The sequence below is a fragment of the Deefgea sp. CFH1-16 genome (genome assembly GCF_016881365.1).
Classification (GTDB): Bacteria; Pseudomonadota; Gammaproteobacteria; order Burkholderiales; family Chitinibacteraceae; genus Deefgea.
This window is the reverse complement of sequence record NZ_WLYT01000001.1, coordinates 424,736-450,662: the sequence shown is the minus strand read 5'-3', so window position 1 is coordinate 450,662 and position 25,927 is coordinate 424,736. Positions and strand designations below refer to the sequence as shown.

General features: G+C 47.2%; 34 protein-coding genes. 27 read left to right on the top strand and 7 right to left on the bottom strand.

Translation table 11 applies throughout. The features are described from left to right. Window positions 1-48: 48 nt before the first annotated feature. The gene (locus tag GKO28_RS22600; protein ID WP_374220754.1) at window positions 49-141 is read right to left on the bottom strand and encodes a transposase domain-containing protein; all 93 of its coding nucleotides are present in this window, start codon (window positions 139-141) and stop codon (window positions 49-51) included. Next, window positions 102-383 (bottom strand): transposase domain-containing protein, encoded by a 282-nt coding sequence (locus GKO28_RS02370; RefSeq protein ID WP_182075230.1) that lies wholly within the window; start codon window positions 381-383, stop codon window positions 102-104. The genes GKO28_RS22600 and GKO28_RS02370 overlap by 40 nt, the downstream gene beginning before the upstream one ends. Before the next feature lie 327 nt (window positions 384-710). Here GKO28_RS02370 and GKO28_RS02365 point away from each other — a divergent pair, with 327 nt between their 5' ends. The 3 genes from GKO28_RS02365 to GKO28_RS22595 all read left to right on the top strand — a co-directional run bounded on the left by GKO28_RS02365 (window position 711) and on the right by GKO28_RS22595 (window position 2,556). After that, entirely contained in the window at window positions 711-1,487 is a 777-nt protein-coding gene (locus GKO28_RS02365; protein WP_182075229.1) for a PEP-CTERM sorting domain-containing protein, read from the top strand. Between the two features lie 216 nt (window positions 1,488-1,703). Further along, complete coding sequence (locus tag GKO28_RS02360; RefSeq protein ID WP_247646670.1) at window positions 1,704-2,348, top strand: sterol desaturase family protein; 645 nt, start codon at window positions 1,704-1,706, stop codon at window positions 2,346-2,348. Further along, on the top strand, window positions 2,245-2,556 hold the full coding sequence (locus tag GKO28_RS22595; protein WP_182075227.1) for a sterol desaturase family protein: 312 nt from the start codon (window positions 2,245-2,247) through the stop codon (window positions 2,554-2,556). The genes GKO28_RS02360 and GKO28_RS22595 overlap by 104 nt, the downstream gene beginning before the upstream one ends. A gap of 468 nt (window positions 2,557-3,024) precedes the next feature. Here the strand turns inward: GKO28_RS22595 and GKO28_RS02350 are convergent, their stop codons facing one another. Further along, on the bottom strand, window positions 3,025-3,717 hold the full coding sequence (locus tag GKO28_RS02350; RefSeq protein WP_182075226.1) for a VC0807 family protein: 693 nt from the start codon (window positions 3,715-3,717) through the stop codon (window positions 3,025-3,027). A 159-nt stretch (window positions 3,718-3,876) separates the two neighbouring features. Here GKO28_RS02350 and GKO28_RS02345 point away from each other — a divergent pair, with 159 nt between their 5' ends. The 3 genes from GKO28_RS02345 to GKO28_RS02335 are packed head-to-tail and all read left to right on the top strand — an operon-like array spanning window position 3,877 to window position 5,510. Further along, entirely contained in the window at window positions 3,877-4,287 is a 411-nt protein-coding gene (locus GKO28_RS02345; protein WP_203563849.1) for a hypothetical protein, read from the top strand. After that, on the top strand, window positions 4,232-5,227 hold the full coding sequence (locus GKO28_RS02340) for a protein adenylyltransferase SelO family protein (RefSeq protein ID WP_203563848.1): 996 nt from the start codon (window positions 4,232-4,234) through the stop codon (window positions 5,225-5,227). The genes GKO28_RS02345 and GKO28_RS02340 overlap by 56 nt, the downstream gene beginning before the upstream one ends. A gap of 13 nt (window positions 5,228-5,240) precedes the next feature. Next, entirely contained in the window at window positions 5,241-5,510 is a 270-nt protein-coding gene (locus tag GKO28_RS02335; protein WP_203563847.1) for a hypothetical protein, read from the top strand. Window positions 5,511-5,996: 486 nt separating this feature from the next. Here the strand turns inward: GKO28_RS02335 and GKO28_RS02330 are convergent, their stop codons facing one another. The 3 genes from GKO28_RS02330 to GKO28_RS02320 are packed head-to-tail and all read right to left on the bottom strand — an operon-like array spanning window position 5,997 to window position 7,841. Further along, complete coding sequence (locus GKO28_RS02330) at window positions 5,997-6,980, bottom strand: TerC family protein (protein WP_182075225.1); 984 nt, start codon at window positions 6,978-6,980, stop codon at window positions 5,997-5,999. 39 nt (window positions 6,981-7,019) lie between these two features. Then, window positions 7,020-7,460, bottom strand: coding sequence for a TerB family tellurite resistance protein (locus GKO28_RS02325; protein WP_182075224.1), 441 nt, complete (start codon window positions 7,458-7,460; stop codon window positions 7,020-7,022). A 51-nt stretch (window positions 7,461-7,511) separates the two neighbouring features. Beyond that, window positions 7,512-7,841: an HPF/RaiA family ribosome-associated protein gene (locus tag GKO28_RS02320; protein WP_182075223.1), complete on the bottom strand. Its 330-nt coding sequence runs from the start codon at window positions 7,839-7,841 to the stop codon at window positions 7,512-7,514. A 109-nt stretch (window positions 7,842-7,950) separates the two neighbouring features. Here GKO28_RS02320 and nhaR point away from each other — a divergent pair, with 109 nt between their 5' ends. The 13 genes from nhaR to GKO28_RS02270 all read left to right on the top strand — a co-directional run bounded on the left by nhaR (window position 7,951) and on the right by GKO28_RS02270 (window position 20,511). Further along, the gene (nhaR, locus tag GKO28_RS02315; protein WP_182075222.1) at window positions 7,951-8,862 is read left to right on the top strand and encodes a transcriptional activator NhaR; all 912 of its coding nucleotides are present in this window, start codon (window positions 7,951-7,953) and stop codon (window positions 8,860-8,862) included. Window positions 8,863-9,738: 876 nt separating this feature from the next. Then, complete coding sequence (locus GKO28_RS22590) at window positions 9,739-10,338, top strand: TniQ family protein (RefSeq protein ID WP_182075221.1); 600 nt, start codon at window positions 9,739-9,741, stop codon at window positions 10,336-10,338. Beyond that, complete coding sequence (locus tag GKO28_RS02305; RefSeq protein ID WP_203563846.1) at window positions 10,301-11,476, top strand: TnsD family Tn7-like transposition protein; 1,176 nt, start codon at window positions 10,301-10,303, stop codon at window positions 11,474-11,476. Before GKO28_RS22590 ends, GKO28_RS02305 begins: the two co-directional genes overlap by 38 nt. A 1,019-nt stretch (window positions 11,477-12,495) precedes the next feature. Then, window positions 12,496-13,683 (top strand): TolC family protein, encoded by a 1,188-nt coding sequence (locus tag GKO28_RS02300; protein ID WP_182075219.1) that lies wholly within the window; start codon window positions 12,496-12,498, stop codon window positions 13,681-13,683. Beyond that, window positions 13,683-14,243 (top strand): hypothetical protein, encoded by a 561-nt coding sequence (locus GKO28_RS02295; RefSeq protein ID WP_182075218.1) that lies wholly within the window; start codon window positions 13,683-13,685, stop codon window positions 14,241-14,243. Before GKO28_RS02300 ends, GKO28_RS02295 begins: the two co-directional genes overlap by 1 nt. Continuing rightward, complete coding sequence (locus GKO28_RS02290) at window positions 14,240-15,025, top strand: efflux RND transporter periplasmic adaptor subunit (RefSeq protein WP_182075217.1); 786 nt, start codon at window positions 14,240-14,242, stop codon at window positions 15,023-15,025. Before GKO28_RS02295 ends, GKO28_RS02290 begins: the two co-directional genes overlap by 4 nt. 1 nt (window position 15,026) lies before the next feature. After that, a complete protein-coding gene (locus GKO28_RS02285) occupies window positions 15,027-15,332 on the top strand; it encodes a hypothetical protein (RefSeq protein WP_182075216.1) in 306 nt (101 codons plus the stop codon). A gap of 10 nt (window positions 15,333-15,342) precedes the next feature. Next, window positions 15,343-17,022, top strand: a complete 1,680-nt coding sequence (locus tag GKO28_RS19040; RefSeq protein ID WP_247646290.1) for an efflux RND transporter permease subunit — start codon at window positions 15,343-15,345, stop codon at window positions 17,020-17,022. 10 nt (window positions 17,023-17,032) lie between these two features. Then, window positions 17,033-17,596, top strand: a complete 564-nt coding sequence (locus GKO28_RS20940; RefSeq protein WP_282099209.1) for an efflux RND transporter permease subunit — start codon at window positions 17,033-17,035, stop codon at window positions 17,594-17,596. Next, on the top strand, window positions 17,550-18,026 hold the full coding sequence (locus GKO28_RS20935; protein ID WP_282099208.1) for an efflux RND transporter permease subunit: 477 nt from the start codon (window positions 17,550-17,552) through the stop codon (window positions 18,024-18,026). Before GKO28_RS20940 ends, GKO28_RS20935 begins: the two co-directional genes overlap by 47 nt. Then, window positions 18,017-18,445, top strand: coding sequence for an efflux RND transporter permease subunit (locus tag GKO28_RS20930; RefSeq protein ID WP_282099207.1), 429 nt, complete (start codon window positions 18,017-18,019; stop codon window positions 18,443-18,445). Before GKO28_RS20935 ends, GKO28_RS20930 begins: the two co-directional genes overlap by 10 nt. Window positions 18,446-18,480: 35 nt before the next feature. Next, complete coding sequence (locus tag GKO28_RS02275) at window positions 18,481-18,855, top strand: hypothetical protein (RefSeq protein WP_182075215.1); 375 nt, start codon at window positions 18,481-18,483, stop codon at window positions 18,853-18,855. Window positions 18,856-19,023: 168 nt separating this feature from the next. After that, window positions 19,024-20,511: a multicopper oxidase family protein gene (locus GKO28_RS02270; protein WP_182075214.1), complete on the top strand. Its 1,488-nt coding sequence runs from the start codon at window positions 19,024-19,026 to the stop codon at window positions 20,509-20,511. A gap of 226 nt (window positions 20,512-20,737) precedes the next feature. Here the strand turns inward: GKO28_RS02270 and GKO28_RS22585 are convergent, their stop codons facing one another. Further along, window positions 20,738-21,196, bottom strand: coding sequence for a class I SAM-dependent methyltransferase (locus GKO28_RS22585; RefSeq protein ID WP_203563845.1), 459 nt, complete (start codon window positions 21,194-21,196; stop codon window positions 20,738-20,740). A gap of 115 nt (window positions 21,197-21,311) precedes the next feature. On the opposite strand from GKO28_RS22585, the gene GKO28_RS02260 reads away from it, so the two are divergent. The 8 genes from GKO28_RS02260 (at window position 21,312) to GKO28_RS02230 (ending at window position 25,883) form a co-directional block, all read left to right on the top strand. Further along, complete coding sequence (locus GKO28_RS02260) at window positions 21,312-21,572, top strand: metal-sensing transcriptional repressor (RefSeq protein ID WP_182075213.1); 261 nt, start codon at window positions 21,312-21,314, stop codon at window positions 21,570-21,572. Window positions 21,573-21,582: 10 nt separating this feature from the next. Further along, a complete protein-coding gene (locus GKO28_RS20925; protein ID WP_282099206.1) occupies window positions 21,583-21,819 on the top strand; it encodes a hypothetical protein in 237 nt (78 codons plus the stop codon). 75 nt (window positions 21,820-21,894) lie between these two features. Continuing rightward, on the top strand, window positions 21,895-22,692 hold the full coding sequence (locus GKO28_RS02255; RefSeq protein ID WP_282099205.1) for a nickel/cobalt efflux transporter: 798 nt from the start codon (window positions 21,895-21,897) through the stop codon (window positions 22,690-22,692). 29 nt (window positions 22,693-22,721) lie between these two features. After that, window positions 22,722-23,210: a YchJ family protein gene (locus GKO28_RS02250; protein ID WP_182075212.1), complete on the top strand. Its 489-nt coding sequence runs from the start codon at window positions 22,722-22,724 to the stop codon at window positions 23,208-23,210. 3 nt (window positions 23,211-23,213) lie between these two features. Next, a complete protein-coding gene (locus tag GKO28_RS02245) occupies window positions 23,214-23,975 on the top strand; it encodes a YkgJ family cysteine cluster protein (RefSeq protein ID WP_182075211.1) in 762 nt (253 codons plus the stop codon). A 79-nt stretch (window positions 23,976-24,054) separates the two neighbouring features. After that, a complete protein-coding gene (locus GKO28_RS02240; protein ID WP_182075210.1) occupies window positions 24,055-24,447 on the top strand; it encodes a hypothetical protein in 393 nt (130 codons plus the stop codon). Window positions 24,448-24,497: 50 nt separating this feature from the next. Next, complete coding sequence (locus GKO28_RS02235; protein ID WP_182075209.1) at window positions 24,498-25,214, top strand: HupE/UreJ family protein; 717 nt, start codon at window positions 24,498-24,500, stop codon at window positions 25,212-25,214. A 33-nt stretch (window positions 25,215-25,247) separates the two neighbouring features. After that, a complete protein-coding gene (locus GKO28_RS02230; protein ID WP_182075208.1) occupies window positions 25,248-25,883 on the top strand; it encodes a transmembrane anchor protein in 636 nt (211 codons plus the stop codon). Window positions 25,884-25,927 lie beyond the last annotated feature (44 nt).

Sequence of the window (25,927 nt, the reverse complement as noted above, 5' to 3'; positions counted from 1 at the left end):
GGTGGTGAGATTACCACCTAAGTTGGTGTCCGAAATCATTAAGCCACACTAATCCCAAGCGGTAGCGAACAAAGAAAAGAGTTGTGCCAAAGGCTCCTCGCCTAAGCGCTGTCGAGCTTGAGTGAGCGCACTGTTGGCAATATTGGGATTAAGTGCATTGGGCAAAATAAATCTAGATGGACGACGACCTCAGGAATGGATTGGCAGCGAAACAGGGCGAGCGCAATGATTAGCCAAATGACTTGTTCGGCAGGCATTTTGCGGCGTCGAATGCTGGCGGTGCCAGTGGCGTCAAGGACCTGCACAATCCATTGCGGTTCAATGGCAGAGGAGAGAATGGCAAAGTCGTAATCTTGTGGGGAGCGAACGCGTTGACGGGGCATAAAAAGCTGAGATGGTACGTGTAATTACAAAGAAACAGAGAGATAAAAAATGTAGTTCACTTAGCTTAAATGAACTGCATTACTGCATTACTGCGTTACTGCGTTACTGGGCATTTAATTTCATATTCGTCATTTAGCTTAATGCAAGCTTTTTTTAGATTTCTTCTGAAGAAATTATGACCGTTCAGCTTACAAAGTTTGAGTAAAGTTTGATTCTTGGTGCTTCTATATCAATCATTGCAGCAAGCGCAAAATCAATCAAAGTCTCGAGTGGTTTTCAATGCGTGCCGGTAGCGTTGCTATTCACATTGGTTTTTGGAGATAAATATGAGCACTGTGTTTCTTAATTTTAAAAAAATCCGGTATATCTTTATTTGTGCAAGCATGGGAATGGTTGCTAGTCACGCGCATGCGAATTTAATCAATGGAGGTTCGTTTAATGATTTAGCAGGCTGCAATCCGTGCGGGAGCTCGGCAACGGGGGTCGAAGTGGGTAGCCGTGTCGGAACTCCGGGCTATGGCAATTGGGCAGTTAGTTTGCCTGCAGCAGGCAATCCTGAAGGATTTACTTGGTCTTTTGTGACTAATGCCGCAGCCTCAAATAATAAAACAATGTCTGCATGGTCATATGGCGGTCTTAACTCAACAATTACTTCCAGCCCAGATGGTGGTAATTTTTATATTGCAAATCCAATATGGGGCTCGTCAGTGCTTAGCCAATCATTTTCAGGTTTAACTGTGGGCGCGGGCTATGATTTAAGTTTCTACCAAGCGGGTGCGCAGCAACAAGGATGGGCTTCGGCTACGACGCATAGCTGGGATGTGACGTTTGGCAACCAAACACAAAGCTCGACGACGCTGAACACTACACCGGGAGTTTTTTCTGGGTGGAGTGCCGTAAATATGCATTTCACTGCGACAGCGGCAAATCAAACCCTATCATTTTTAGTTGCTGGGGGACCAGTAGGGCAACCGCCATATTCATTATTGGATGGCGTTACGCTGGTTCCCACTGCACCGGTACCTGAGCCTGCTACAGTGCTGCTGATGATGGCCGGCGTTGGCGGGCTACTGGCGCGACGCAAACTACGTACTCAGCACTAGCAATATGATTATTTAAAAATGTCATTGTTGTTTGATTTGATAAAAGAGCCTTTTTTCAGGCTCTTTTTTATGCTAGGTATTTAAAGGCAATAAGAATTAACGTTATGTGTTCCGTTTGTTTTCATGCAAGTACCTGAGTTTTATTATTTGGGTGTCTGGCCAGAAATACGTCGGTAATACATTTTTTTGATGCAACAGGCTTGGTGCGTGAAAAGAATGACTTTCTCTTGGCAAAACATAGCGTTAGAGTTATTACGTCTAAGTGTCTGGTTTTTATTGTTACTGATTTTGCTTGGGGCAGCTGAAAAATTTTTTTTTGCTGTTAAAAACAAGGGGGTACGCACTAATTATTGGCAGGATATGCTTTATTTTTTTGGGAATGGGCTGATGTTTAAGTTAGCCATTATTCCTTTAATGAGTGTTACTGCTTTAGCGTTATCTTTTTTAGTTCCCAGTAGTTTACAAAACTGGGCTTTAAACTTGCCAATGAGCTTGCGTGCACTTTTAGGTTTACTCGTGGGTGATATAGCTTATTACTTTGTCCATAGGGCAATGCATCAAGTACCCTGGTTATGGGGGTTTCATGCGGTACACCACAGTGCCGAAAAGCTTGATTGGCTTGTAAGTGCCCGTGCGCATCCTTTTGAAATTGTATTTACACGTTGGATTAGCTTTATAGTGCTTTACATTGTTGGATTGGCACGCCCCCAGACAAGTGGAATGGCTGATTTTCCAACCTTATTAATTTTAATGGCTGGTGTATTATGGGGGTTTTTTTGTACATGCGAATGTACGATGGCGCTTTGGTCCACTGGAGTGGCTGCTGGCAACCCCCGCATTTCATCACTGGCATCATGCTAATGAGACAAAGGGGCAGCGAGATCATAACTATGCAGCCATGTTTCCATTGATCGATCTGGCTTTCTCTACCCTGCATTTGCCCAAAAATCTACCACAGCAATATGGAATTGATGAACCGATGGAGGTTGATTTGACTGGGCAGTTGATCCATCCGTTCAAGCATAATCAAAGAAAGCAGGTGTTGCAGGTGACTCGTTCCTCCGACTGAGGCATGATGGAATTAACGGACACCTTCAATCCTGTAAAATTGGAGTTTGGAGGTGGTTCCTGAGCAAGCTCCCAAGAGCACGCTATACACCCGAGTTTCGCGCCGAAGCGGTTAAATAATCGATCTGTATTCCGACCTATTAAAGTCGTGAAATTATTTTTCAAAAAAAAATCATGTAAATTACCAATATGGAAGATTTAATTCCATAGTCGTGACGAAGGCACTTTTATTTTTAAGGCTAATTAATTTTCGAATTTCCCACAATACTTGATCTTTGTTACATGCTGTATCCAGTGTCTGCTTTGCTTGAATTTTCAGTCTTTTAACCAATAGCAGGGTAGTTCGGCTGTTAGGTCAAAGCCACCGCCCTGTTTCGTCTGAACGGTTACAGTCAGGTACAACGCCGACAGACCGGCCTCTACAAAAACTAGCGGCGTTTACTTGTCGCAAAAAAACTCACGCCGACGATTAACCCTTCACAGCCAGTAGCTGATCGGTGTCAAGACCCGTCAGTTTTTTAAGACTGTGCAGCAAATACCACAGACTAGCTATCAGGACGATCATGCTGGGAACCATGATTACTGGGTAGCTAAGTGCGGTCATTTTTCCCAATTCGGCGGCAAATTCGCTGGTGCCCGGAAGGCTAACGACGATCCAACGGGCCAACAGATAATTTAGAACACCCGATAAAAAGAACGAGCTTGCTACCAAGTAGCTGGTGATGGTCAGGCGTTTATCCAGCTCAGCTTGCTGTTGCTCAGTGCTGAGTGCTTGCTCAATGGCTGCGAGGCTAAGAATTTGATCGTTATACAGCAGCTTGTGCAATAGCGGGTAGGACGTAAACTGGCTAATCAGTAGCGCTAAGCCAATGAGGGTGGGGATGGCCGCCTCTTTGATGGCTAGGTACTTGGGATCAAGCTCTAGTAAACTAATGCCACCGGTTAGTAGCACGCTGACCACACCTAGAATCGAAATAAAGTTTACTTTGCCGCTTTGTTTTAAGTCGTACAGGCCGTAAGCCAAGGGAAACGCCAGCGCGGCCACCACTGCCCAAGTCGGCCCTAGCCATTGGTCGGTGCTTAATTTGGTGAGAATCAGCGTTGGAATCAGAATGTTCAGCAGCAGATTGCCAAACAGGCTGGGTTGTTTTTGTGCGCTCATGATGTTCAGTAAGTAAAAAAGAAGCCCATGCTAACAAAAAAATGCCCAAAGGCGATAAATCTACTAAAGTAGTCGCGGCTTAAACGGCGATTTGCAATACCGACATCCTGTGCGTTGCACCGACCCCACTAAATACAAAGAACATCAAGGACTTCAGCAATGACTGCCCCATCAAATGCTTTCGCGCAGCCTAGCATTTTAGATTTAGCCACCTTTGCAAAGGCTGCAGATTATTCCTTGATGGATCGCCTTACACCAGATCCAGATGGCACATCAGATGGGAATGATCACCAAGCACGGCAAGTGTTTTCTGGTCATTATGTTCGGGTGAAACCCACCGCGATGGCCCATGCCGAATATATTAGTCATAGCCAAGCCTTGTTTGCTCAATTAGGCATCGCCGATGCGCTTGTTCATGACAATGGCTTTAGGCAATTATTTTCTGGTGATTTAAGTCAGGCTCCTGCGCCGATGGTGCGATATGGCTGGGCAACCGGTTATGCATTGTCGATATATGGCACAGAATATACCCAGCAATGTCCTTTTTCGCACCGGCAATGGCTATGGTGATGGCCGTGCCATGTCGATTTTTGAAGGCGTTTTCAGCGATCAACGCTATGAAATGCAATTAAAAGGCGGCGGGGCAACCGCCTACTCTCGCGGAGGAGACGGTCGGGCCGTCTTGCGATCGAGCGTGCGAGAATTTTTAGCGCAAGAATTTATGCACGCTTTAGGCGTGCCAAGCGCTCGTTCACTGACTTTATATGTATCCAAGTCAGAAACTGCGGCGCGACCTTGGTATTCCCCAAACTCCTATTCAGCGGATCCCGACATCATGGTGAACAATCCGGTTGCCATATCCACTCGCGTCGCTTCATCATTTTTGCGCGTTGGCCAGATTGAGCTGTTTGCCCGTCGAGCACGTGTTAACGCGCATGACAATGCGCTCACAGAGCTAAAAGACATCGTGGCCCATTTAATTGAGCGTGAGTACCAAGGTGAAATAGATCCAAACCTCGCGTTTCACCAACAGATTATTGAGTTGGCCAAATCGTTTAGAACGCGTTTAAGCCAACTTGTCGCTCATTGGTTACGCGTGGGCTTCTGCCAAGGTAATTTCAATAGTGACAACTGCCACGCAGGTGGCTTAACCCTTGATTATGGGCCGTTTGGTTTTTGTGAAGCTTTTGATCCCGACTTTCAGCCGTGGACTGGTGGTGGCCAGCATTTTGCCTTTTTTAACCAAGCTGCCGCCGCTGAGGCAAATTTCCATATGTTTTGGCTGGCATTACGGACTTTGCTTGCGCAAGATCAGCAGGCAATAGCCCAATTAGATGAGATTCGCAGTGGCTTTAAAGTTGAGATGCAGCAGCAATGTCAGAGCATGTGGGCCGCAAAATTAGGACTGAGCGAGTTTCCTCAGCAATTGTTTAGCCAATTGATGCCGTTAATGACGCAAACAAAGCTTGATTACACTATCTTTTTCCCGCGAACTATCGCATATACCTAGCGATATCGGAAGCTTGAAAAAGAGCTTTTATCAATCCACTTCCGCTGTGCTTGATCAGCAATGGCAACATTGGCTAGACCAATGGCTCGATCTGTTAGCCAATGAAAAACAAGATTTAAATACGATTAAAATCAATATGCAACTCACCAATCCCAAATACACCTGGCGCGAATGGCTGGTTGCACCCGCTTATGAACAAGCGAGGCAAGGCGACTATTCATTAATTGAAGCGCTGAAACAGGTGTTTAATGACCCATATAGTGAACAAGAACCGGCCGATTGAAGAAAAATATTACCGACTCAAACCCGATTATTTTTTCAACGCAGGTGGCATTTCGCACTACAGCTGTTCGTCTTGAATAACTAAATGACGGTTAGGCAATGATGCCGAAAAGCCGCTTCGGCCGCTCCGCACACGCCAATGCGTGAAAGATGAAAGAACGCAAACGAACACGTTGCGGCTCTTTCATCTTTCAAATTCATGCCAACGCAGTCCCCCAATCGCTCTTTTAGCGCTTTGCAATTGGCTTTGTTTTTCTTTACAAAGTTTTTTGACAAGACTGAGTATTCAACAGTCTGAAATTTTAGAGCGCCAAAGAGAAATTGAATCTGCTGCCTCATCGTTTTTTTGTCAAATTAGCTAAAGTCGCTGTTTTAAGGTACGTCTAATTTCACCGCAGAAAAAAAACCCAAACTGACCACTTAAGGTGAGTCTGGGTTAAAATTTTTGCCTGTAAAGTGAACTAATAATTGCGTAGCTTATCTCCCCTTACTTAGCTAGCCCCCCTGCGCCTCGAGTTTTCCAGAGTGAGAACAATATCCCCGCTGCCAGTAGTCCAAAAGTGACAGCCAGAGATAAGGCCGGTGGTACTTTGCCATCAAATACAAAATCACCCAAAAAGATTTTAGAGCCAATAAACACGAGAACCAAAGCGAGCGCGTACTTTAAGTAATGGAAGCGATGAATCACAGCGGCCAATGCAAAATAAAGTGCTCGCAACCCTAAAATGGCAAATATATTAGAGGTGTAGACAATAAATGGATCAGTGGTTATTGCAAAAATTGCTGGCACACTATCTACAGCAAAAACTAGATCAACAATCTCGATCATAACTAGCGCTAGAAACAACGGGGTAGCCCACAATACAGTTTTTTCGCTTCCCGCCGCCGCTGGTACTCGAACAAAAAATTGCTGTCCGTGCAGCTGATCCGTCACGCGCATATGACGTCGTAAAAAACCGAGTAATGGATTTTTGCTCATATCAGTAGCTTGTTCGCTGGCAAACAACATTTTTAAGCCCGTAAAAATCAAGAACACGGCGAAAATGTAAAGTGTCCAGTAATATTCTGCGACTAGTGTTGCCCCTACTCCGATCATGATCGCACGTAAAACGATAACCCCCAGAATCCCCCAGAACAAAACTCGGTGTTGATAAATACGAGGTATGGCAAAGTACGTAAAGATTAGAGAGATCACAAATACATTATCTAGCGATAGACTCTTTTCGATCAGAAAGCCGGTAAAATATTCCATACCAGAAACCGAACCCAAGTACCACCAGACCCAGCCGCCAAACAGCAGGCCAGCTGTAATATAGAAAGCGGACAGCTTTAGGCTTTCACGTACGCCAATTTCGTGATCCTGCTTGTGCAGCACGCCCAAATCAAAGATTAATAGCGTCAACACAATTGCGATAAAAGACAGCCATAACCAAACTGGCTGTCCTAGCCATACCCCCATGAACAATTCCATTTACTGCACTCCTTAATAATTTACAGGGCGACTACCTTGTCAACTTCGCACTGCGCTACGTCGAGCACTGGCATTCTTAACGATGGGTTGTACTGAAAACCAATCAAATTGCCAGCAAGCCATGGCACGAGCAATTAGAACGGCTTCACCATCGGCAAACCAACCATCGGCGTCCACGATACCGAGCATGGCACGCAGTACGGTCATTTGTAGTCGTGGCTCGTCAATTTCAGCGAGTAATTGATCTATCAAAACCTCATCGAGCTCCAATTGGTTCAGACCATTGGCATGGTGAATCAGATCATCGCAAAGCCCTTGCATCACCTCATGAAGCGTGTGTTCGCTAATCCCCAATTGAGTGAGCACTTTACTGTCACGTATGGCTTGAAATTCAGATTGATCAATACCGCCATCAGAGACGAGCGAAAGGGCAAGTAAACGGCATACAGCTTCATGACTGTTGACAGAATAGCGGCGCATTTTAGATCTCCAGTTGCGTCAAAAAGAACAGTATTTCAGGGTGGTACCGGTTTAGCTCAATTGAGCCGTTGGGGCGAAATTTCGATTTTGGCGAAGTTTGCGGCTGACCGTACGACTGGCGCGATCCGCTGCTCGATTCACCGCAAAAATCAAGTCCTTGGCAGTATCTTCAATCAGCACATCTGGCAGTTGATCCATACTCACGATGAGTTGGCAGTGTTGATCCACGCCACCGCGCGGCCCGTTAATGTCGCTTAGGCGTACACTGACTTTGCGGATATGGCTACTCAAGCGTCCAAGACCAAATTCGATTTGCCGAGCAATGTGCTGCTGTTGATTCGTTGTCAGGTCAATGTTTTTGCTTTTGATCTCGATTTTCATTTTTACGCTCCAGTGAGTTAGCTTCACTGATCAATGTAAGTGCTGGTGCTGGAATATAAAAATCAGATATTCTTGATTCTGTATTCATTTTTTTGGAACAAAATCCTCGATGCAGGCGCTAAATTACAAACACTTATATTATTTCTGGATGATTTGCAAAACGGGCGGAGTTATTCGCGCCAGTGAACGCTTGTTTTTAACGCCACAAGCGATTAGTGGTCAGCTCAAAGCACTCGAAGAACAAATCGGTAGCCCGCTATTTCGCCGCGAGGGGCGTCAACTCACCCTGACTGATATGGGGCGTCTGGTACAAAGTTATGCCGATGAAATGTTTAGTCTTGGCGAAGAGTTACAGGAAGCAATTGAGCTTGGCCCACAAGGTGTGGCCCAAGAATTTCGGGTTGGGATTGGTGACATGGTACCCAAAACCGTGGCGTTTGAGCTACTGCAACCCGCGTTGCAGATGGACTTTCACTTACGCTTGATTTGTCGGGAAGGACGGCTGCTCAACCTACTCGCTGATCTGGCAACACATAAGTTGGATTTAGTGCTGGCGGATCGGCCCTTACCTGCAGAAGCCAATATTCGCGGATTTAATCATTTATTGGGTGAAAGTACGCTGAGTGTACTCGGCACGGCAACGCTTTGTGCCCAATGGACTGGAGACTTTCCAACCGCACTGCATGGTGCGCCATTTTTGCTGCCTGGTATTGATGCCGTGATCCGTCCGCGACTTGAGGCATGGATGGAGCGTGTTCATATACGCCCCAAGATAGTGGCTGAATTTGATGATGGCGCTCTACTTAAAGCATTTGGTAAAGCCAGCGCTGGTTTTTTTGTTGTGCCAACTGTACTCGCCCATAGTATTTGCCAAGAATATCAAGTAGCAGTTCGCGGCGTAATTGGCGAGCTCAAAGAGCAGTTTTATGCCATTTCGGTGCAGCGTAAATTGCGTCACCCTGCGGTGATTGCGGTAACAGAAAGAGCCCGCCACGAATTATTTGCTAACTCAAATAAGTAAACCAGAACAAAACCAAGCAAAATTTACTCGGTTTGTATTAACACTTTGGCTAATTGGCTCAATTGATTGAACCAGCATCGACGATGGCAACATTGACAGTTAGGAAGTCTTAGTTTTCTTTAAGGCGCTAAATGGGCTGCCCCAAATTTGATGTGTGCAGGATAATATGGGCACTAAAGTTTGGAATAGAATCGACCTGAAAATGATTATTAATGTCTGCCTAAGCCTGGGTATCATTACCAAAGCTTAAAATATCAAAGGCCGCACATCAGGTAGCGGCCTTTGATATTATCAAGCCTGTGTATCGATACTTTGACTCAGACTCGACGTATTTCAGTTGTTTCTAAATTTTCTGTGATGCTTGATGAGCGAATGTTAAGTGCAACTCATCTGAGCAGACTTTATTTCTTCGGGTCAACCTTAATTAGGTATGTACGTTGAATTTATAAGACCTGTATTTAGCGAGTTTTTCGACGAACTTTATTTTCCCTAATCAAAATGTCGGAGAGTAATAAAGTTTTACTCTGAACTCCCACGCAGGCCGTACTTTTCGGTGCAGTTTTGCAAGGGAAAAACGTAAAGTATCATACTATACCGCAGAAATAATCACGGCAAATCGACTGCATTCCTTGGCTTTGCTGTGTTATTGATGCACAGTATGCAACTTTATTACTTGGTATTATTCTTTAATGCTCTCCTCACAAAAGTGTGTGGTAACAATATATTGTGACACATTGATTTGCTATAAATCAATGTGTTACATGTATAATTTTTAAATTAATATTGAAATATATTTTGACACAAATGTAGAGTATACAAAAAAATCTCAAAAAATGAGATAATATAATTTGACACAATTTATCTCGGCGCAGCTCAATGATTCATCGCCTCACATTCTTTCCAAATTCATTCCCAGACGAATCCCTTCTGTCACGCATTTCTCGTTACCATTTGCTTGCAGGTAACAAAACCATCCGCAGCACCTATGAGGATCTCTTTGGTAAAAGTCCTTTTCCACTGGAGCAAATTGTACCAACAAACATTGAAGTGCTTGCTGGACGGATTCTCGGATCGCAAAGAGAGACGCTAAAAGCTCTATTACTTGAAAATACGCTGTTGCCGCTTTTTTTGCCATATCTCGGCCCAGTAAAGTCCGAGCAAAGTGAAGAGGGATCATCTGAAGTTGTAAGCCATATTCCACGGAGGGTTGTTGGAATGCATGGCGAGGCTCGCCTCTGCTTAGAATGTGTTGAGGATGATAAAAATGAGTTTGGAGTTCCATATTTGCATCGATCACACCAAATACCGGGAGTTTCGGCGTGCTGGAAGCATCGAAAAACACTGCTAAGTAGTTGTCCAGTTTGCACATGTCCTTTTTTGTTTTCAAGAAAATTGCTGAGTATCCCGTGGCAATCATGCCGATGTAATTGGAAACCAGATGTTGAAAATAAAAACTCATGTTCAAGATGTGCATGAACGCGCGTATGAATATGCTTTATTTTCCAATAAGCTTTTAAATAAGAATCTTCCCCCTTTGTCGCCCGAATGCTTGCTTTCGATATATAAAACTCAGGCAATCCAGTTAGGTTTTAAAAGAGGTACAAGTGTCGCTATCGAGAGTTTGCAAGAGGCCGTAATTGAATATTTTGGGGCGTCATTTATAAAAGCCATTGATAACGCGTTTAGTATTGAGCGACATAAAAATTGGCTTCGATTAACTTCCTATCACTCTTCTTTAGATATGCCAATTACGCGACACATCTTACTAGGTATTTTTTTATTTAAAGATATAGATTCGTTTTTTCTTAGGGTTGAATCGAGTTGCAAAAGTGATGAAAGTAGTTCGAATCTTGGAGGAGCAACGATAAAATATCGTGCCGTTGAAGAAAATGCACTAGCTGAGCTTTCTTCAAAAGAACTTCATCGTGCAAAAATACTTAAATTGAAACAGAAATACCCATTATCTTCTCTTCAAATTTTTTGGAAGCAAGCATTCAAATCTATGTCTTGGCTTTACGACAATGATCATTCTTGGTTGCAAAAGAACATTCTTCAAGCCAGTACTGAGCCAGTACATAAAACGAATGACCAATTAGATAATAAAGATCTGCTGTTAGCAAATAAGATTGAATCCTATGCAAAGGGATACTTTGATAGAGACTCTGGAAAACCAGTAAGATTAACTATCGGTCGTTTATTTGATGAAATAAAAAACAAGGTATCAAGAAATGACAGGAAAAAATTTCCTTTAACTTCTGCCAAAATTGAGTTGCATACCGAGTCTTTGTGGCACTTTCGTGCCAGGCGTATTCTTTGGACGATTAAAGAGTTAAAGAAAAGTGGTGAGCTTATATCAACTTCAAACATCGCACTTGTTTCGGGCGTCAGTTTTCATTGGGTTAATAATATTATCGATCTTGCTGGTTGGAACTGTGAAGCTTTATCACATACTGTGATTGATCCGAGAGTATTGCTTCTCAAATCAGGAATGCCGCCTAATTGGCTAGGCCCTGAAGTTCCAGATATTCAAAAGAGTGGGGGTCGACGTCATACTAGTCAGGCTCAAATTGAGCCAAAGTCATATTTAGATCTGATTCTCATGAGGGAAATTTAGCTTTCGATAATATTTCATTTAGCTGATTACTAACAATTGTGTTTTTTTTTGTGAACATTAGGGTCTGTTGACGTTTGGTTTGCGAATCGCGTTTGTGCTGATTTTGGCCTGAAACAAGGCACAAGACGTGCAGCATAGTCATTCTATGCCAGCGTTTTGTAACGCAGGGTCAGGCCAAAAGCAGCCAAACCCGAAGGGCTGGGCGGTTTTCGCGGCGACTCTACGTTGTTCCGCGCTTGAATAGAATGACTATGCTTCGCACGAAACGCCTTGATTCGCCGCGAAACCCGCTCCAGCGCGATCGTAAACCAAACGTCAACAGAGCCTAGCAGAAGCTCCTATAAACGCCAGATCTTAGCATTGCTATCAATAAAGTCGGCAGATACCATGCTTACGCATACTAGTTGTAATATTTTTCACGTGACGGTTGATTTCGTCGTATAGCTTCGTCTACACTCGGCGTATCCGTTGCTTATAGAGCTATCGTGCAATTTTTCCGTATTTTTCTTTTGATATTTATTTCATTCGCTCTGTCACTTAGTGTGGCTGTGGCGAAGGAATTTCCGTCGGCGGAAGATAATCACTCGAACTATCACAATGAAATGGTTGTGAGTTCAGACCATCACGGTAGTGTCAATGATTCGAAGGTGAAAGACCACCACTCGACTGATAGTAAAAAAAGTCAAGGTAGCCATTGCAATACATGTACTTCGGCGGTACCACTGCTCGCTTATATAACTATGGTTGCACCGCTGCATTCAGTGCAAAACGCCGCTAAATTATCCGTTTTATCTAGCGTTAATACACCCCCTCCGTTACGTCCGCCTTTCCTTCGCGCCTAATTCTGGCGCGACACTCACTCTCTTTGCTGTAAAAATTTGCGATTAGGCAAGCCTTTGGGCTGGCCGTAGATTCTGTGATGCACTTGCGTGCGTCTTAATCTTGTCCGCTATTTTTTGCAGTCAATCCGAGTTGCGCTGGAACGTCTTGACACGTTTTCCACTCAACAAGGATCAATCATGTCTGCTGTTAAGACATTGCAAGCTTGCGCGTTGGCTAGCCTATTTTTGCTACCCGACTTGCAAGCAGCAACATTGCGCGAAGCACTCGATCAAGCTTGGTCAGTGCAAGCTCCAGCGCAAAATGCGCAAAACGAGCGCTATAGCGCCGAATTACAAGCCAGCCAAGCTTGGACGCCCGAGCCACCCAGCATCGGCCTATCGCATACTACCGATCAACTCAACGCCAATGCTGGACGCCGTGAATGGGAAGTGGAGTTGTCCACGCCTGTTTGGCTATATGGGCAACGTGAGCGTGTGACCAATGTCGCACAATCTGAGCATGCGGCCTTCATTGGCGAGTCAACGCTCGCACAGCTGAATTTGGCTGGCGCTCTCCGCGAGGCATGGTGGGACGCGCGCTTTGCGGAGCTCGATTTCACGCAAGCCAATCGTAAACTGGCCGCTGAACAGCAATTAGCAGCCGATGTTAGCCAGCGTGTTAAGGCGGGTGATTTAGCGCCAACGGATGATAGCCAAAGCAAGATTGCTGTCTTGCTGGCTAAAAAAGAAGTGAGTGCTGCCAAGCTGCTGTTCGAGCGTAATCGGCAGGCTTATTTGTTGCTCAGCCGTGGTGTGGCTTTACCTGATTTAGCTGAGGTTTTGCAAGCCAATCCCAAGCCACACCCCTTACTTGCCAGCCTAGGTTTGAATGCACAGAGCGCGCAAGCCAGGCTGAGCCAGTCGGCGGGCGACACGCGTAACGCACCAGAAATCGGCCTGACTTACACTTCCGAAAAAGATGCGAGCGACGAGGCTTATCGTGGCCGCATCAAGCTGGGCATCAAAATCCCGTTTGGCTCCGAATCCCGGAATCGTCCTCGTATCGCCACAGCCAATGCCGCATTGATTGCGGCGCAAACTGCGCTTGAGCTGGAACAAGCGCGGATCGCTAATGCTATTTCGAGTGCTCAAATGGAATTAGCGCAAAGCCGTGAAGCACAAGTACTGGCTGTGGAACAGTTCAAAATTGCCAGTGAGCGTGCCGAATGGATTGCAAAAGGCTTTCGCCTCGGCCAATTCGATTTGATGGCGCAACTCAGAAGCCTACAAGAAAAATTCGATGCCGAATCTGAGTCCGCTCGCTCCCGCCTTGCGGTGGATCGTGCTATTTCCCGACTGAATCAAGCCGTTGGAGTTCTACCATAATGCCTAAAAAATTATTTCTATCGATTATTTTGAGTGTGTTGTTCTCTAGTGCGACTTCCGTCGCCTTAGCGCATGGTGATGAAGATCACGGTGGCGGCAAGCCTGTTGTAGTTAGCACTGCTGGATTACCGAGTGCTGAAACGCGCTCAGAAGAGTTTGAATTATTGGCTCAGCTCAAGGGTAAAACCTTGCAAGTGTATTTGGATCGCTATAGCGACAATGCACCGATTGAGAATGCCAAGATCGAAGTGGATAGTGGTGCATTCAAAACGCAGCTCAAAGCGATTACTCCGGGTAAGTATGAGGCTGAAGCCGCTGCAATATCAGGCATCGGCGAGCATGCCCTTGTCTTTACGATTGTTGCTGGTGCGCAATCAGACTTACTGGAGGCCACACTCAAAGTTGGCGACGCGCCCGTTGCCAAGGCTGAGCATGCCGCAGCCTCGGGAACAATGTGGCGCTGGGTGGGAGGTGGTGTTGCCGGAATAATGGCAATCGCAGCGCTGTTGTTGTCGCGCCAACGCCGTTCAAGCCGCAAACCCTCTGGAGCGAAAGCATGATTAAAAATAAAATCAATCTCATCGCCCTTGCGGTATTCGCAATGAGCGTTAACTCACTCTGGGCACATGGCGATGAAGATCATGGTGCCGCGCCAGTGGCGGCGACGGTAAATAGTGATAAACCACAGCGCCTACCTGATGGCCGCGTCTTGCTACCGAAGGAAGCACAGCATCGTCTGAATGTGCGGACGGTACTGGCCAGTGATGGCATGGCAACACGTTCGGTTGAACTTAACGGTCATGTGGTGATGGATCCTAATCGGGGCGGTCGAGTGCAAGCCAGTAGTGGCGGTCGAATCAGCGCACCCGACGGCGGCTTACCCCTGCTGGGTAGCAAAGTGAGTAAGGGGCAAGTCTTAGCTTGGGTTAAGCCCGCAGCTAGCGCGTACGAGATCGCACAACGGCAAGCTGATTTGGCAGAAACTCGCAGCAAATTGCAATTGGCGGAACAAACGCTGGCTCGTTTGAAAGAGTTAAGCCAGAGCGTGCCACGTAAAGAAATCCAAGCCGCAGAAGCGGAGTTGAATGGTTTACGTGGACGTGCAGCGGCGCTGTCTAGCGTCAGCACTGGCGAGGCTTTGCATGCACCCGTCTCTGGTGTTTTGGCCGCGAGCAATGCCATTAATGGTCAAGTGATTGAATCGAGCACCGTGTTGTTTGAAATCGTCGAGCCGAAAAGCATGCTGATTGAAGCTTTGGCCTACGATCCAGCCTTGGTCGGCAATATCGCTAGCGCTTCACTGCAAGGTATCTCACTGCGTTTATCTCGGCGGCGCGAGTAGCTTGCGTGATGGTGCATTGCCGCTGTTATTTGCTCCGCTTGAGGCCACTCCGCTTGCTTTGGGGCAGAACGTCAAATTAGTCGTTCAGACCCGTGAGCAACTCAAGGGCGTACAGCTTCCCGCCAGCAGCATCGTTAAAAACTCGGCCAATGAATCCATCGTTTGGCTGCACGACAGCGCACAAGTGTTCCGCGCCGTACCGGTCACACCGATTCCAGTCGATGGCAAAACGGTGTTGGTTACGCAGCTCAAAGCAGGCAGCCGCGTCGTGACGCAAGGTGCCACTTTGATTAATCAAATCCGCTAAGGGGAATCTCATGTTTAGCTGGATCGTTAATCAAAGCTTAAAAAACCGACTATTTATCGTCGCTATTGCCGCCATTTTATTGATTTATGGTGGTTTAACGGCCAGCAAGATGCCGGTCGATGTATTTCCTGACTTGAACAAACCCACCGTCACCATCATGACCGAAGCCGGTGGGATGGCACCAGAGGAAGTGGAGCAACTCGTCAGCTTCCCACTCGAAACGGCGCTCAACGGCATGCCGGGTGTAACGCGAGTTCGCTCGGTTTCTGGGGTTGGTTTATCGATTGTGTACGCCGAGTTCGAATGGGGCTCGGATATTTACCGTAATCGGCAATTGATTGCAGAGCGTCTGGCGGAGGTGAAAGAGCAACTCCCTGAAGGCGTAAAGCCTGCAATGGGGCCTATTTCATCCGTCATGGGCGAGATCATGCTGATTGCATTCCCTGCTGACCCCGATAAAGCCAGTCCGATGGAGGTACGTGAATATGTCGATTTTGTACTGCGGCCACGGCTATTGTCGATTCCCGGTGTCGCGCAAGTGATTCCTATTGGTGGCGAAGTGCGACAATTCCGAGTTGAGCCAAATACCGCAATGATGGCGCAACTAGGAGTTGGGTATGAAGACATAGAGCTTGCACTAAAAGGATTTTCAAGCAATACCAGTGGTGGGTATTTGGAACAGAATGCGCGCGAATATTTGATTCGCAATATGGGGCGCACAACCAAGCTGGAGGACATGCAAAATCTGGCGGTTAAAGTCATTAATGGCCAGCCGATTCTGCTTAAACAAGTCGCCGAGGTGAAATTTGCAGCAGCGTTTAAACGGGGCGACGCCGGTTTCGCCGGTAAGCCTGCCGTGATTGTTAGCGTACAAAAGCAGCCAAATGCGGATTCGATTCGCCTGAGTGGTGAAATCGAAGACGCACTCGCGAGCCTGAGCAAATCTTTACCACCCGGCATCAGCAAACCAGAAATCTCGTTCCGCCAAGCCGATTTTATCGAAGCCTCGATTCACAACGTACAAGAAGCCTTGCGCGATGGTGCGATTATGGTCGCGATCATTCTGTTTTTGTTCTTGATGAATGGCCGCACGACACTGATTTCATTGACCGCAATTCCCTTGTCGTTGGCGATTACTTTCCTTGTCTTCAAACTCATGGGCTTGTCGATTAACGTCATGACGCTCGGCGGTTTGGCGATTGCTATTGGTGAGCTAGTCGACGATGCACTGGTCGATGTCGAAAACGTATTGCGGCGATTGAAGGAACACAAACCCAAAGGTACGACGCACATTATCAAAGTGATTGCGGCCGCGTGTAATGAAGTCCGCTCCGGGGTTGTCGTAGCTACGATGGTGGTGGTGCTGGCCTTCGTGCCTTTGTTTGCTTTGCCAGGGATTGAAGGCCGCTTGTTTGCACCACTCGGGGTTGCCTACATCACGTCGATTTTAGCCAGTTTATTGGTGGCGCTGACGGTTACACCGGTGATGTGCTACTTCCTGCTACCCAAAATGAAGCAGATTGAGCACGGCGATTCAAAGTTGGTGCTCTTCCTTAAACGCTGGGATAAACGGGTACTGGTGGCTTCGTTTGCTCATGCCAAACTAGCGCTTGGCTTGGCCGTTTTGCTACTTGTGGCCGCGTTGGCAACGGTGCCGTACTTTCCAAAAGCGTTTTTTACCGGCGTTTAACGAAGGTACGTTGACCATCAGCTTGCTGCTTAATCCGGGTACCTCGCTGACAGAAGCTAATCGGGTGGGTAGTTTAGCCGAGACGCTGATTGCTGAAGTGCCTGAAGTGAAAAGCGTCGGGCGGCGTACTGGGCGTGCAGAATTGGATGAACATGCCGAAGGTGTGCATTCAAGCGAAATTGATGTTGATTTGAAGAAGTCCGAGCGTTCCCGCGAAGACATCATGGCTGATATTCGCAGCAAGCTTGCGCCATTACCTGCCACGACAACCGTGGGGCAGCCAATTTCACATCGACTCGATCATTTGCTGTCCGGCGTTCGCGCACAGATTGCGCTGAAGATTTACGGCGATGATCTCGATGCCTTGCGCGGTGAAGCGGCAGGTTTAAAAGAGAAGTTAGCCAAGATTCCAGGCCTCACTGATCTGCAAATCGAAAAGCAGGTATTGATCCCACAAATCAAAGTGCGGATTGATTACGACCGTGGCCGCGCAGCTCGGCGTGTCACCAGGTACTTTGCTGAAAACGTTGGAAACCCTCACCGAGGGCGATACCGTCGCACAAATTGTAGATAACAATAAGCGCTTCAATTTGGTGATTCGCCTGCCCGATGCTGCGCGTGACCCGCAAGGCTTGGGCAATATCTTGATCGATACACCGCATGGCAAAGTGCCACTATCGCAAGTCGCCAGCGTTGAAGAAAGCGATGGGCCGAATCAAATTGGCCGTGAGAACAGCCGGCGGCGCATTGTGATTTCTGCCAACTCAGATGGCTCGGACATGGCGGAAATCATCAAAAATATCCGCCAAGTGCTGGCGGAGAATAAGTTGCCCGATGGTTACTTCGTGAGTTTGGAGGGGCAGTTCCAAGCACAAGAAGCGGCCAGCCAGTTGATTGCGGGACTATCGATTGTGTCACTGTCGCTGATTTTTATGGTGCTTTACAGCCGCTATAAATCGGCGGTTTTGGCTGCGATGATTATGGGAATATCCCAATGGCACTGATTGGTAGCGTGATTGCGATGTGGCTGGCCGGCATCTCGCTGTCGGTCGCCTCTTTGGTTGGCTTTATTACGCTGACTGGGATTGCCACGCGTAATGGCATTCTAAAAGTCAGCCACTACATCAATTTGTGCAAATTCGAAGGTGAGCATTTTAGCCAAGCGATGATTATTCGTGGCTCGCTAGAACGCCTCACGCCGGTACTGATGACCGCGCTGACGGCCGCCTTGGCCTTGCTGCCACTGTTGTTTGCTGCCGATGCACCGGGTAAAGAAATCTTGCATCCAGTTGCCGTGGTGATCTTTGGCGGGCTGATTAGCTCGACCATTCTCGATACATTACTGACCCCGTTGATGTTCTGGCTGTTCGGTCAAAAACCATTACAACGCTTGCTGGATGAAAACAACCAGACCGCGTTTTAACCCTCGCCTTCGGGCATTTTAATAAAGGAAATATCATGAAAAAGATTTTAATCGCACTAGGCTTCGCCTTAGTTTCCAACTTGGCTTTTGCTGATGGCGAAATGAAAGCAGCGCACGGTGGCGTGATGGCTGAAGCAACGACGGGAACGCGTGCCGAACTCAGCACACAAGGCAATATGTTGATGGTGTATCTCACCAGTCATCACGGCGAAGTGATTGCTACTAAGGGCGCTATTGCAGAATTAACTTTGCTCAATGGCACTGAGAAACAAGCAGTGAAGCTCGCCCCATCGGGCGACAATTCATTTATGGCGCAAGGCCAATACAAAGCCGTTGCAGGAACGAAAGCGGTGTTAAAAGTGACCTTGCAGGACAAAGCCGCTGAGCAATTTCGTTTTGCTTTGAAATAAAACATCAATGGGTATTGCCATCTAGGCATTAATAATAGATTGCTACATGGTAATACCCATATTTGTTGAGGTGTGTGCTGCATTTTAGTCAGTCAATTTTAAAGCGATGCTTCACTGTATGTGAAGTAATCACATGTTGATGATTGAGCAAAATTCTAGGAGCGCGTAATGAATAGACGACAATTTTTAACCGCCTCAGCGGGTATGGGGGCGATGAGCTGGCTGAGTACGAGCTGGGCTGCGATGGATCATAGTCAGCACGGCGGTGGCGCGATGCCACAGGTGATGAAGACCGTCGCCAATATGCCGCTACTGCCCGAATCAGCCTTAATCTCAGCGCGTGCACATGCGCCGCTAGCCATCTTGAGCAATACCGCCACAGCGCCACAGCGCTTTGAAGCGACATTAACTGCCGCAACGTACGAGGTCGAACTGGTTGCTGGTAAAAAAACACCAATGTGGCTGTATAACGGCCAAGTGCCGGGTCCATTGATTGAAGCGTTTGAAGGCGATGAAGTCGAAATTCGTTTTATCAATCAGCTTGCGCAAGCTTCAACGGTTCATTGGCATGGTCTGCCCGTGCCGCCCGAGCAAGATGGCAATCCGCACGATGCCGTGCCTGCTGGTGGTGAACGCGTCTACCGCTTCAAACTGCCAAAAGACAGCGCCGGAACGTACTGGTATCACCCGCACCCGCATGGCGACACGCCGGAACAAGTGTATCGCGGCCTTGCGGGACTATTTATTGTTCGCAGCAAGAGCGATCCGCTCGCGGCATTTGCTGAGCAGCATTTAGTCATCTCCGATTTGAAACTCGACGCGAACGCGCAGATCCCCGATAACACGGCGAATGACTGGATGAATGGCCGTGAAGGTCAGTTTGTGCTGGTGAATGGTCAGCGCGAACCGGTGGTGACGATTGCGGGTCGGCAACGCCTGCGAATTTGGAATGCCTGCAGTGCACGTTATTTGCGTCTGGCGATCCCGGGGCAAAAACTCACGCTGGTGGCGACCGATGGCGGCTTACTTGAAAAACCAGTATTGAAGGATGAAATCCTATTAGTGCCAGGGCAAAGGATTGAAGTGATTGTCGGCGACGGTAAAACAGCCAGCACTCAACTCAAAGCTTTGGCTTACGATAGAGAAAAAATGGGTAAAGTCGCCCCAGAAGTCGATCGTATTGTGGCGCAGCTCAATTTCACCAGCGGTGCAACGCCCACGATTCCGGCTCAATTGCGAAAAATTGCAGACTTCGGTCGCGCAACCGCGCTCAAAAAAGTCGAGTTCAGCGAAACGATGAGCATGGACAATGGCGTGCATAGTATGGCTTTTTTGGTCAACGGCAAAAGCTTTGACATGAATCGGGTCGATTTGACCAGCAAAGTGGGCGAAGTCGAAGTGTGGGAGATTTTTAATAACTCGCACATGGATCACCCTTTTCATATTCACGGTACGCAATTTATTGTTCTGGATTCAAAGCTAGATGGTAAGCGCCGCAACGCGCCATATCGCGCACTGCACGACACCATCAACCTTCGCCCCTATGAAACGGTACGCATCAAAACCGTGCAGCACGATAAAGGCTTGCGTATGTTCCATTGCCATATTTTGGAACATGAAGGCCAAGGCATGATGGCGCAGTTGCTTGTAAAGTAGCTATTTAGTTTGGGTTGAGGTCAATGAACAAAGGCTGCCATATATCAGATAGGACTATGGAAGTTGACCTTAACGCAATTGCAAATGGCAATAAACAAACTGCTGTTCGGCATCGAATGGCGTCTGGTGAGTTTCGCTACCGCTTTCAAGCAACTGAAAATCATCACCAAACTGCTGTTGTAGTGAGTTAATGTCATAGCGGACAATGTCTAAGCCGCTGCATTTTTCAGGCCCTTGCGGGCCAAAAGTTGAAATAATTAAGTGCCCATTGGGCTTTAGCGCTTGGCGTAGCCGACTGACATAAGCAGAACGCTGCGTTTCTGTGGTTAAAAAAATGAAACACCGCTCGATCATGCCAAATGTCATATTGCTGCGCTGGTAGTTGAATTTTGGTGATGTCACCAAGCAGCCAATTAATGCAAGTAGCTTGCTCAGTTAGTCTGTGCTTTGTTCGTTCAATCGCTGCTTGCGATATATCCAGTACACTTAGCCGCGTATACCCCTGCGCCAGTAAATCATCGACCAAAGTTGCTTCGCCACCACCCACATCAATAATAGCTGCCTTAAACCCTATGTTCGCAGACTGAATTAGGCGTAATGAAGTTTCTAAGTGAGGGCGATACCAGCTAACGCCATCAGTTGGCTTAGTTTGGTAAACGGTTTCCCAGTGTGTTTCTCGATCCATACATTCAGCTCCAACTTCAGTTCTCACTTTTCCCATTTACGCACACTCTAATTGGCAATGACAAGATAGTTGATTAAGAGTTAATATCCTATCCCCTAGGATAGGATAAAAAGCTATGAGCACGCACGCATCACACCCGGACATCATTAAGCGATTGAAACGAGCCGCTGGCCATCTCAATAGTGTTATTGCGATGCTAGAAAGCGAACGTGGCTGCTTAGAAATTGCTCAGCAGCTCCAAGCTGTTGAAAGTGCCGTCAGTAGTGCCAAGAAAACCTTGGTGCATGACCACATTGATCATTGCCTTGAACATGCTGTTCAGGATCAAAGCGTTGATGCCATTCGCGAATTCAAAGCGATTACAAAATATTTATAAGGATTGCATCATGTTTGAATTTACAAGCTTTCTGCAGCAAGGCAATGCGTGGTTATTTATCCCAAGCGCCATTTTATTAGGTGCCTTGCACGGCTTAGAGCCCGGCCATTCTAAAACCATGATGGCCGCATTTATCGTCGCAGTGCGTGGCACTTGGCAACAGGCCGTCTTACTTGGTTTGGCGGCAACGATTTCACATACAGCGGTCGTATGGATTATTGCTTTAGGCGGGATGTACTTTGGTTAGCGCTGGGGTGCAGAAACCAGCGAGCCTTATCTGCAAATCGCATCAGCAGTGATTATTATCGCGACTGCATCATGGATGATTTGGCGTACGTGGCGCAATCAACAAGATGCTGCTGAGCATACACACGACCACAACCATCATCATGGACATGATGAAACCAAACACATTGATACTGGGCATGGTGTAGTACGACTCGAAATTTTTGAAGATGGCGTGCCACCACGGTTTCAGCTTTTTGCTGAAGGCGGTCATGCATGGACGGCAAATCAAGTCAAAATCCAAACCGAACGCGCCGATGGCAGCATTGATGCCTTCACTTTCGTACAACGCGATGGTTTTTTAGAGTCTGAGCAAGAAATCCCTGAACCACATGAGTTTGTAGCTCGTTTGAGTCTAGGGCACGGCCATCATAGCCATGATTATGATGTGGAATATGTAGAGCATGCTCACCACGCGATTGCTGATTATGAGCAACTGGATATGGCTGCGCCGGGCTATCAAGACCCACATGAATTAGCCCACGCCAACGATATTCGCCGTCGTTTTACCAATCAAAATGTAACGACAGGGCAAATTGTCGTATTTGGCTTAACTGGAGGCTTAATCCCTTGTCCTGCATCGATTACGGTCTTATTACTGTGCTTGCAACTCAAAAAAATCGCACTGGGTGCGACATTGGTGATGGGCTTCAGTATTGGTTTAGCACTCACCTTGGTATTGTCAGGTGTCGTCGCGGCCTTAAGCGTAAAACACATGTCTAAGCGCTGGAGCGGCTTTGGTGAGTTTGCGCGTAAAGCCCCGTATTTCTCAGGTGCGTTAATCATGCTGGTGGGTTTGTACGTGGGTTATCACGGCTGGATCAATTTGCCTTAAGTTGGCAACAACACACAAAGAGGTTATTCATGGCTCTGTGCCCCTGTTATTCAAAATTAGAATTCGAAGCATGTTGTGCCCCGATCATCGCAGGATCGCTCGCACCCACTGCTGAAGCATTGATGCGTTCACGCTACACTGCATTTGTTCAGCGCAAGCTCGACCATGTTGAGCGCACGCACGCGCCAGAAATTCGTGATGACTTTAATCGTGCAGAGGCGGAGCGCCTAGCCGAAGAGTGCGATTGGCGTGGTCTAGAAATTCGTCGCGTGACAGAAACTGGCGATGCCGCCGAGATTGAATTCGCAATTCGCTTCCGCCGCGACCAACAGGAAATGGTACAAGCTGAGTTGGCAACTTTTCGTCGTGAAAACGGTCAATGGTTGTATGTGAAAGGCGAATTCAATCCGCAAATCACGCAGCGTCAAGTCAGCAAAGTGGGGAGAAATGATCCTTGCCCCTGTGGCTCAGGCAAAAAGGCCAAGAAATGCTGTGGCACAACGACTGATCTGGAATAAGAAATGGCGCGGCATTTTCAATGTACTGCTTGCGGCAAGTGTTGTTACGGGCAATTACCTCTAACGATCAAAGATGCTTTTGCCAATGCGGAACGCTTTCCACTCTGTTTTGTCTGGACGCCGCTACGACAGGGCAGTAAAGACTATCCCATGGTGGCAAGCTTAGGCACGACCATTAAATTGGCTGACCGCAAAGAGTTAGCGGTTTTGATTGTGCCGACAGCCTACATTCCGTCGGAGTTACCCTGCCCAGCGTTGCTAGAAAACAATCTTTGCGGGATTCATGCCGAGAAACCAGCGCGCTGTAAAACGATGCCGTTTTATCCCTATCGAGATGAGCAGTATCAAGCAGAGTTACTCATCCCTCGAAAAAGCTGGGAATGCGATACTTCAGAGGTCGCGCCGATTGTGTTTCAAGACAAAAGAGTTGTATTTCGTGATGACTTTGATACTGAGCGGCAAGATTTAGAAGAGCAAGTGCCACTGTTGCGGCGCTATGCGGAATTTACTTTAAAGTATTCACCGATGATTGTGGATAGCTTAGCTAAAGCTTCAATGAGCCAGAAGGCGGGTCAGGTTGTCACCAGTCTCTCATCGTTCTTGACTGCGACAAAGTACAGCGATACGAAGCAACTGGCACAGCGGCAATTGCCAGTGCTCAATGCTTTTGCCGAAAAAACAGTAGGGCATAAACCACACGTCGATTTTCATAAAAAATATACCGACTGGGCTAAAGAAATGGCCTATCTGGCATCACGGCCATGAGCCTATTTAGGAACTTCGATGGTAAACTGCGGTCTGTGTTATGCCATCGCCATTTATTGAGTTGAATCAACCCTAAACCATGCTCAGCGCTATTTTCATTCCTCGCAAACAACAGCTCGTGATGCTCATCATGCTGCTGTGTGCGTGGCTGCCTATCGCGAGCATGGTGTCGTTCTCTCATTCCCCCATCCTCTCTCAGCAAATTGAGCAGCAACGGCACTCCGAGCTCAGCGTTGAATCGGATGAACATGGTCACAGCCATCATGATGGCGAGGTTGCAGAGCAAGCGATGGGTCATGTACATGGGCATGCGAACTTTGATCACGATCACGAACTACCGCAGATCCTCTTAGAAACAAAAACCTCAGTACACCTTCCTCAGATAGCTTGGCAGCAGCAACAGCACGCGACTGACTATCCTGCACCCAATTATCGGCTTGAACGTCCACCTCGCCTCGATATAGTCGCTTAACACGCGCCGTCCTAAAGACGGCTGGTTAACCACTCATTTGAGAGTTCTCTATGTTTCAGAATCGTTTAAACGGGCTGATGGGCTGGCGCTCGTCTGTGCTCTGGCTGGTATTCGCTTGCCTATTCTTTTTGGCCGCAGGCGCACACGCGCATGGTGTTGCTGAAGGCGATAAAGGCTATATCGCGGAAATTACCGGTGTTCATTTCTTGTCGTTCATTTATTTGGGCGCAAAACACATGATCACTGGCTACGACCATATTTTGTTCTTGTTCGGGGTGATTTTTTTCCTCTATAAGCTCAAAGACATTGGCCTCTATGTCAGTCTATTTGCTATAGGCCATTCCACAACCATGCTACTCGGCGTGTATTTTGGTACGAGTATTAGTGGTTATTTAATTGACGCCATTATTGGTCTTTCGGTCGTTTACAAAGCCCTCGACAACGTCGGTGCATTTCAGCGTTGGTTTGGCGTTCAGCCCAACCCTAAGGTAGCCACACTTATTTTTGGTTTCTTCCACGGCTTTGGTTTAGCGACCAAAGTTTTGGAATATGAAATTTCCAAAGATGGGCTTTGGCCAAATCTAATCGCCTTCAATATCGGCGTCGAAATCGGCCAGTTTCTTGCCTTATTTGCCATTTTGATTGTGATGAACTACTGGCGACGTAGCGCGAGCTTTTTACGCCATGCCTATACCGCCAATATCGCCATGATGGGCGCGGGTTTCGTCCTCATCGGCATGCAATTAACTGGCTACTTTACGGCTTAAACCGCCTTCGAAAAAGATCAAGGAATTCTTATTATGTACAACACCGATATGCCAACTCGCGCCGAATTGCCAAGCTCGAAAAAATTGCTTCGTTCAACCGTTCTGGCTTTGATCACGGCCAGCCTATTACTTATTACCGTCGTATTGCCTGCCGAATACGGGATTGATCCAACTGGAGTTGGTAGCTCGCTTGGTTTGAAAAAAATGGGCGAAATTAAGCAAACGCTAGCGACTGAAGCAGTTCAGGATGCCGCGAAAGGTAGTAACACTTCCCCTCTGCAATCAACTGCTCAAGCGGCAATACCAGAACAGGCCAAACCAGTAAGCGAAACCAATCGTGCAATCCGCAACGATCAGACGATTATGACACTCAAGCCTGGTCAAGCCACTGAAATCAAAATGGAAATGAAGAAGGGAGCCAAAGTCACTTACTCATGGCGCAGCGAAGGTGGCTTAGTCAATGTGGATGCCCATGGCGATCCAGTTAATCCGCCTGAAGGTTTCTATCACGGCTATGGTAAAGAGAAACAAATTGCTGGCAAAGAAGGTGTTCTTGAAGCTGCATTCGATGGCAAACATGGTTGGTTTTGGCGCAATCGTTCAGAAGCGAATGTGACCATCACACTGAAAACCAGTGGTGACTATCAATCCATCAAGAAAATGATGTAACCCCCATGCCTCAATTGAAGAAAATCAATCTACGAAATAGGACT

Excerpts from the sequence above, each read along its gene's own strand:
- GKO28_RS02275 (WP_182075215.1), top strand. The coding sequence starts at position 18,481 with ATGAAAAAGATTTTAATCGCACTAGGCTTCGCCTTAGTTTCCAACTTG.
- GKO28_RS02240 (WP_182075210.1), top strand. The coding sequence starts at position 24,055 with ATGCTCAGCGCTATTTTCATTCCTCGCAAACAACAGCTCGTGATGCTC.
- GKO28_RS02255 (WP_282099205.1), top strand. The coding sequence starts at position 21,895 with ATGATTTGGCGTACGTGGCGCAATCAACAAGATGCTGCTGAGCATACA.
- GKO28_RS02370 (WP_182075230.1), bottom strand. The coding sequence starts at position 383 with ATGCCCCGTCAACGCGTTCGCTCCCCACAAGATTACGACTTTGCCATT.
- GKO28_RS19040 (WP_247646290.1), top strand. The coding sequence starts at position 15,343 with ATGTTTAGCTGGATCGTTAATCAAAGCTTAAAAAACCGACTATTTATC.
- GKO28_RS02320 (WP_182075223.1), bottom strand. The coding sequence starts at position 7,841 with ATGAAAATCGAGATCAAAAGCAAAAACATTGACCTGACAACGAATCAA.
- GKO28_RS02330 (WP_182075225.1), bottom strand. The coding sequence starts at position 6,980 with ATGGAATTGTTCATGGGGGTATGGCTAGGACAGCCAGTTTGGTTATGG.
- GKO28_RS02340 (WP_203563848.1), top strand. The coding sequence starts at position 4,232 with ATGGCACAGAATATACCCAGCAATGTCCTTTTTCGCACCGGCAATGGC.
- GKO28_RS20925 (WP_282099206.1), top strand. The coding sequence starts at position 21,583 with ATGTTTGAATTTACAAGCTTTCTGCAGCAAGGCAATGCGTGGTTATTT.
- GKO28_RS02270 (WP_182075214.1), top strand. The coding sequence starts at position 19,024 with ATGAATAGACGACAATTTTTAACCGCCTCAGCGGGTATGGGGGCGATG.
- GKO28_RS02365 (WP_182075229.1), top strand. The coding sequence starts at position 711 with ATGAGCACTGTGTTTCTTAATTTTAAAAAAATCCGGTATATCTTTATT.
- GKO28_RS02325 (WP_182075224.1), bottom strand. The coding sequence starts at position 7,460 with ATGCGCCGCTATTCTGTCAACAGTCATGAAGCTGTATGCCGTTTACTT.
- GKO28_RS22590 (WP_182075221.1), top strand. The coding sequence starts at position 9,739 with ATGATTCATCGCCTCACATTCTTTCCAAATTCATTCCCAGACGAATCC.
- GKO28_RS02250 (WP_182075212.1), top strand. The coding sequence starts at position 22,722 with ATGGCTCTGTGCCCCTGTTATTCAAAATTAGAATTCGAAGCATGTTGT.
- GKO28_RS02295 (WP_182075218.1), top strand. The coding sequence starts at position 13,683 with ATGCCTAAAAAATTATTTCTATCGATTATTTTGAGTGTGTTGTTCTCT.
- GKO28_RS02300 (WP_182075219.1), top strand. The coding sequence starts at position 12,496 with ATGTCTGCTGTTAAGACATTGCAAGCTTGCGCGTTGGCTAGCCTATTT.
- GKO28_RS02260 (WP_182075213.1), top strand. The coding sequence starts at position 21,312 with ATGAGCACGCACGCATCACACCCGGACATCATTAAGCGATTGAAACGA.
- GKO28_RS02360 (WP_247646670.1), top strand. The coding sequence starts at position 1,704 with ATGACTTTCTCTTGGCAAAACATAGCGTTAGAGTTATTACGTCTAAGT.
- GKO28_RS02345 (WP_203563849.1), top strand. The coding sequence starts at position 3,877 with ATGACTGCCCCATCAAATGCTTTCGCGCAGCCTAGCATTTTAGATTTA.
- GKO28_RS02245 (WP_182075211.1), top strand. The coding sequence starts at position 23,214 with ATGGCGCGGCATTTTCAATGTACTGCTTGCGGCAAGTGTTGTTACGGG.
- nhaR (WP_182075222.1), top strand. The coding sequence starts at position 7,951 with ATGCAGGCGCTAAATTACAAACACTTATATTATTTCTGGATGATTTGC.
- GKO28_RS02350 (WP_182075226.1), bottom strand. The coding sequence starts at position 3,717 with ATGAGCGCACAAAAACAACCCAGCCTGTTTGGCAATCTGCTGCTGAAC.
- GKO28_RS20930 (WP_282099207.1), top strand. The coding sequence starts at position 18,017 with ATGGCACTGATTGGTAGCGTGATTGCGATGTGGCTGGCCGGCATCTCG.
- GKO28_RS02235 (WP_182075209.1), top strand. The coding sequence starts at position 24,498 with ATGTTTCAGAATCGTTTAAACGGGCTGATGGGCTGGCGCTCGTCTGTG.
- GKO28_RS02290 (WP_182075217.1), top strand. The coding sequence starts at position 14,240 with ATGATTAAAAATAAAATCAATCTCATCGCCCTTGCGGTATTCGCAATG.
- GKO28_RS22585 (WP_203563845.1), bottom strand. The coding sequence starts at position 21,196 with ATGGATCGAGAAACACACTGGGAAACCGTTTACCAAACTAAGCCAACT.
- GKO28_RS02305 (WP_203563846.1), top strand. The coding sequence starts at position 10,301 with ATGTTGAAAATAAAAACTCATGTTCAAGATGTGCATGAACGCGCGTAT.
- GKO28_RS02230 (WP_182075208.1), top strand. The coding sequence starts at position 25,248 with ATGTACAACACCGATATGCCAACTCGCGCCGAATTGCCAAGCTCGAAA.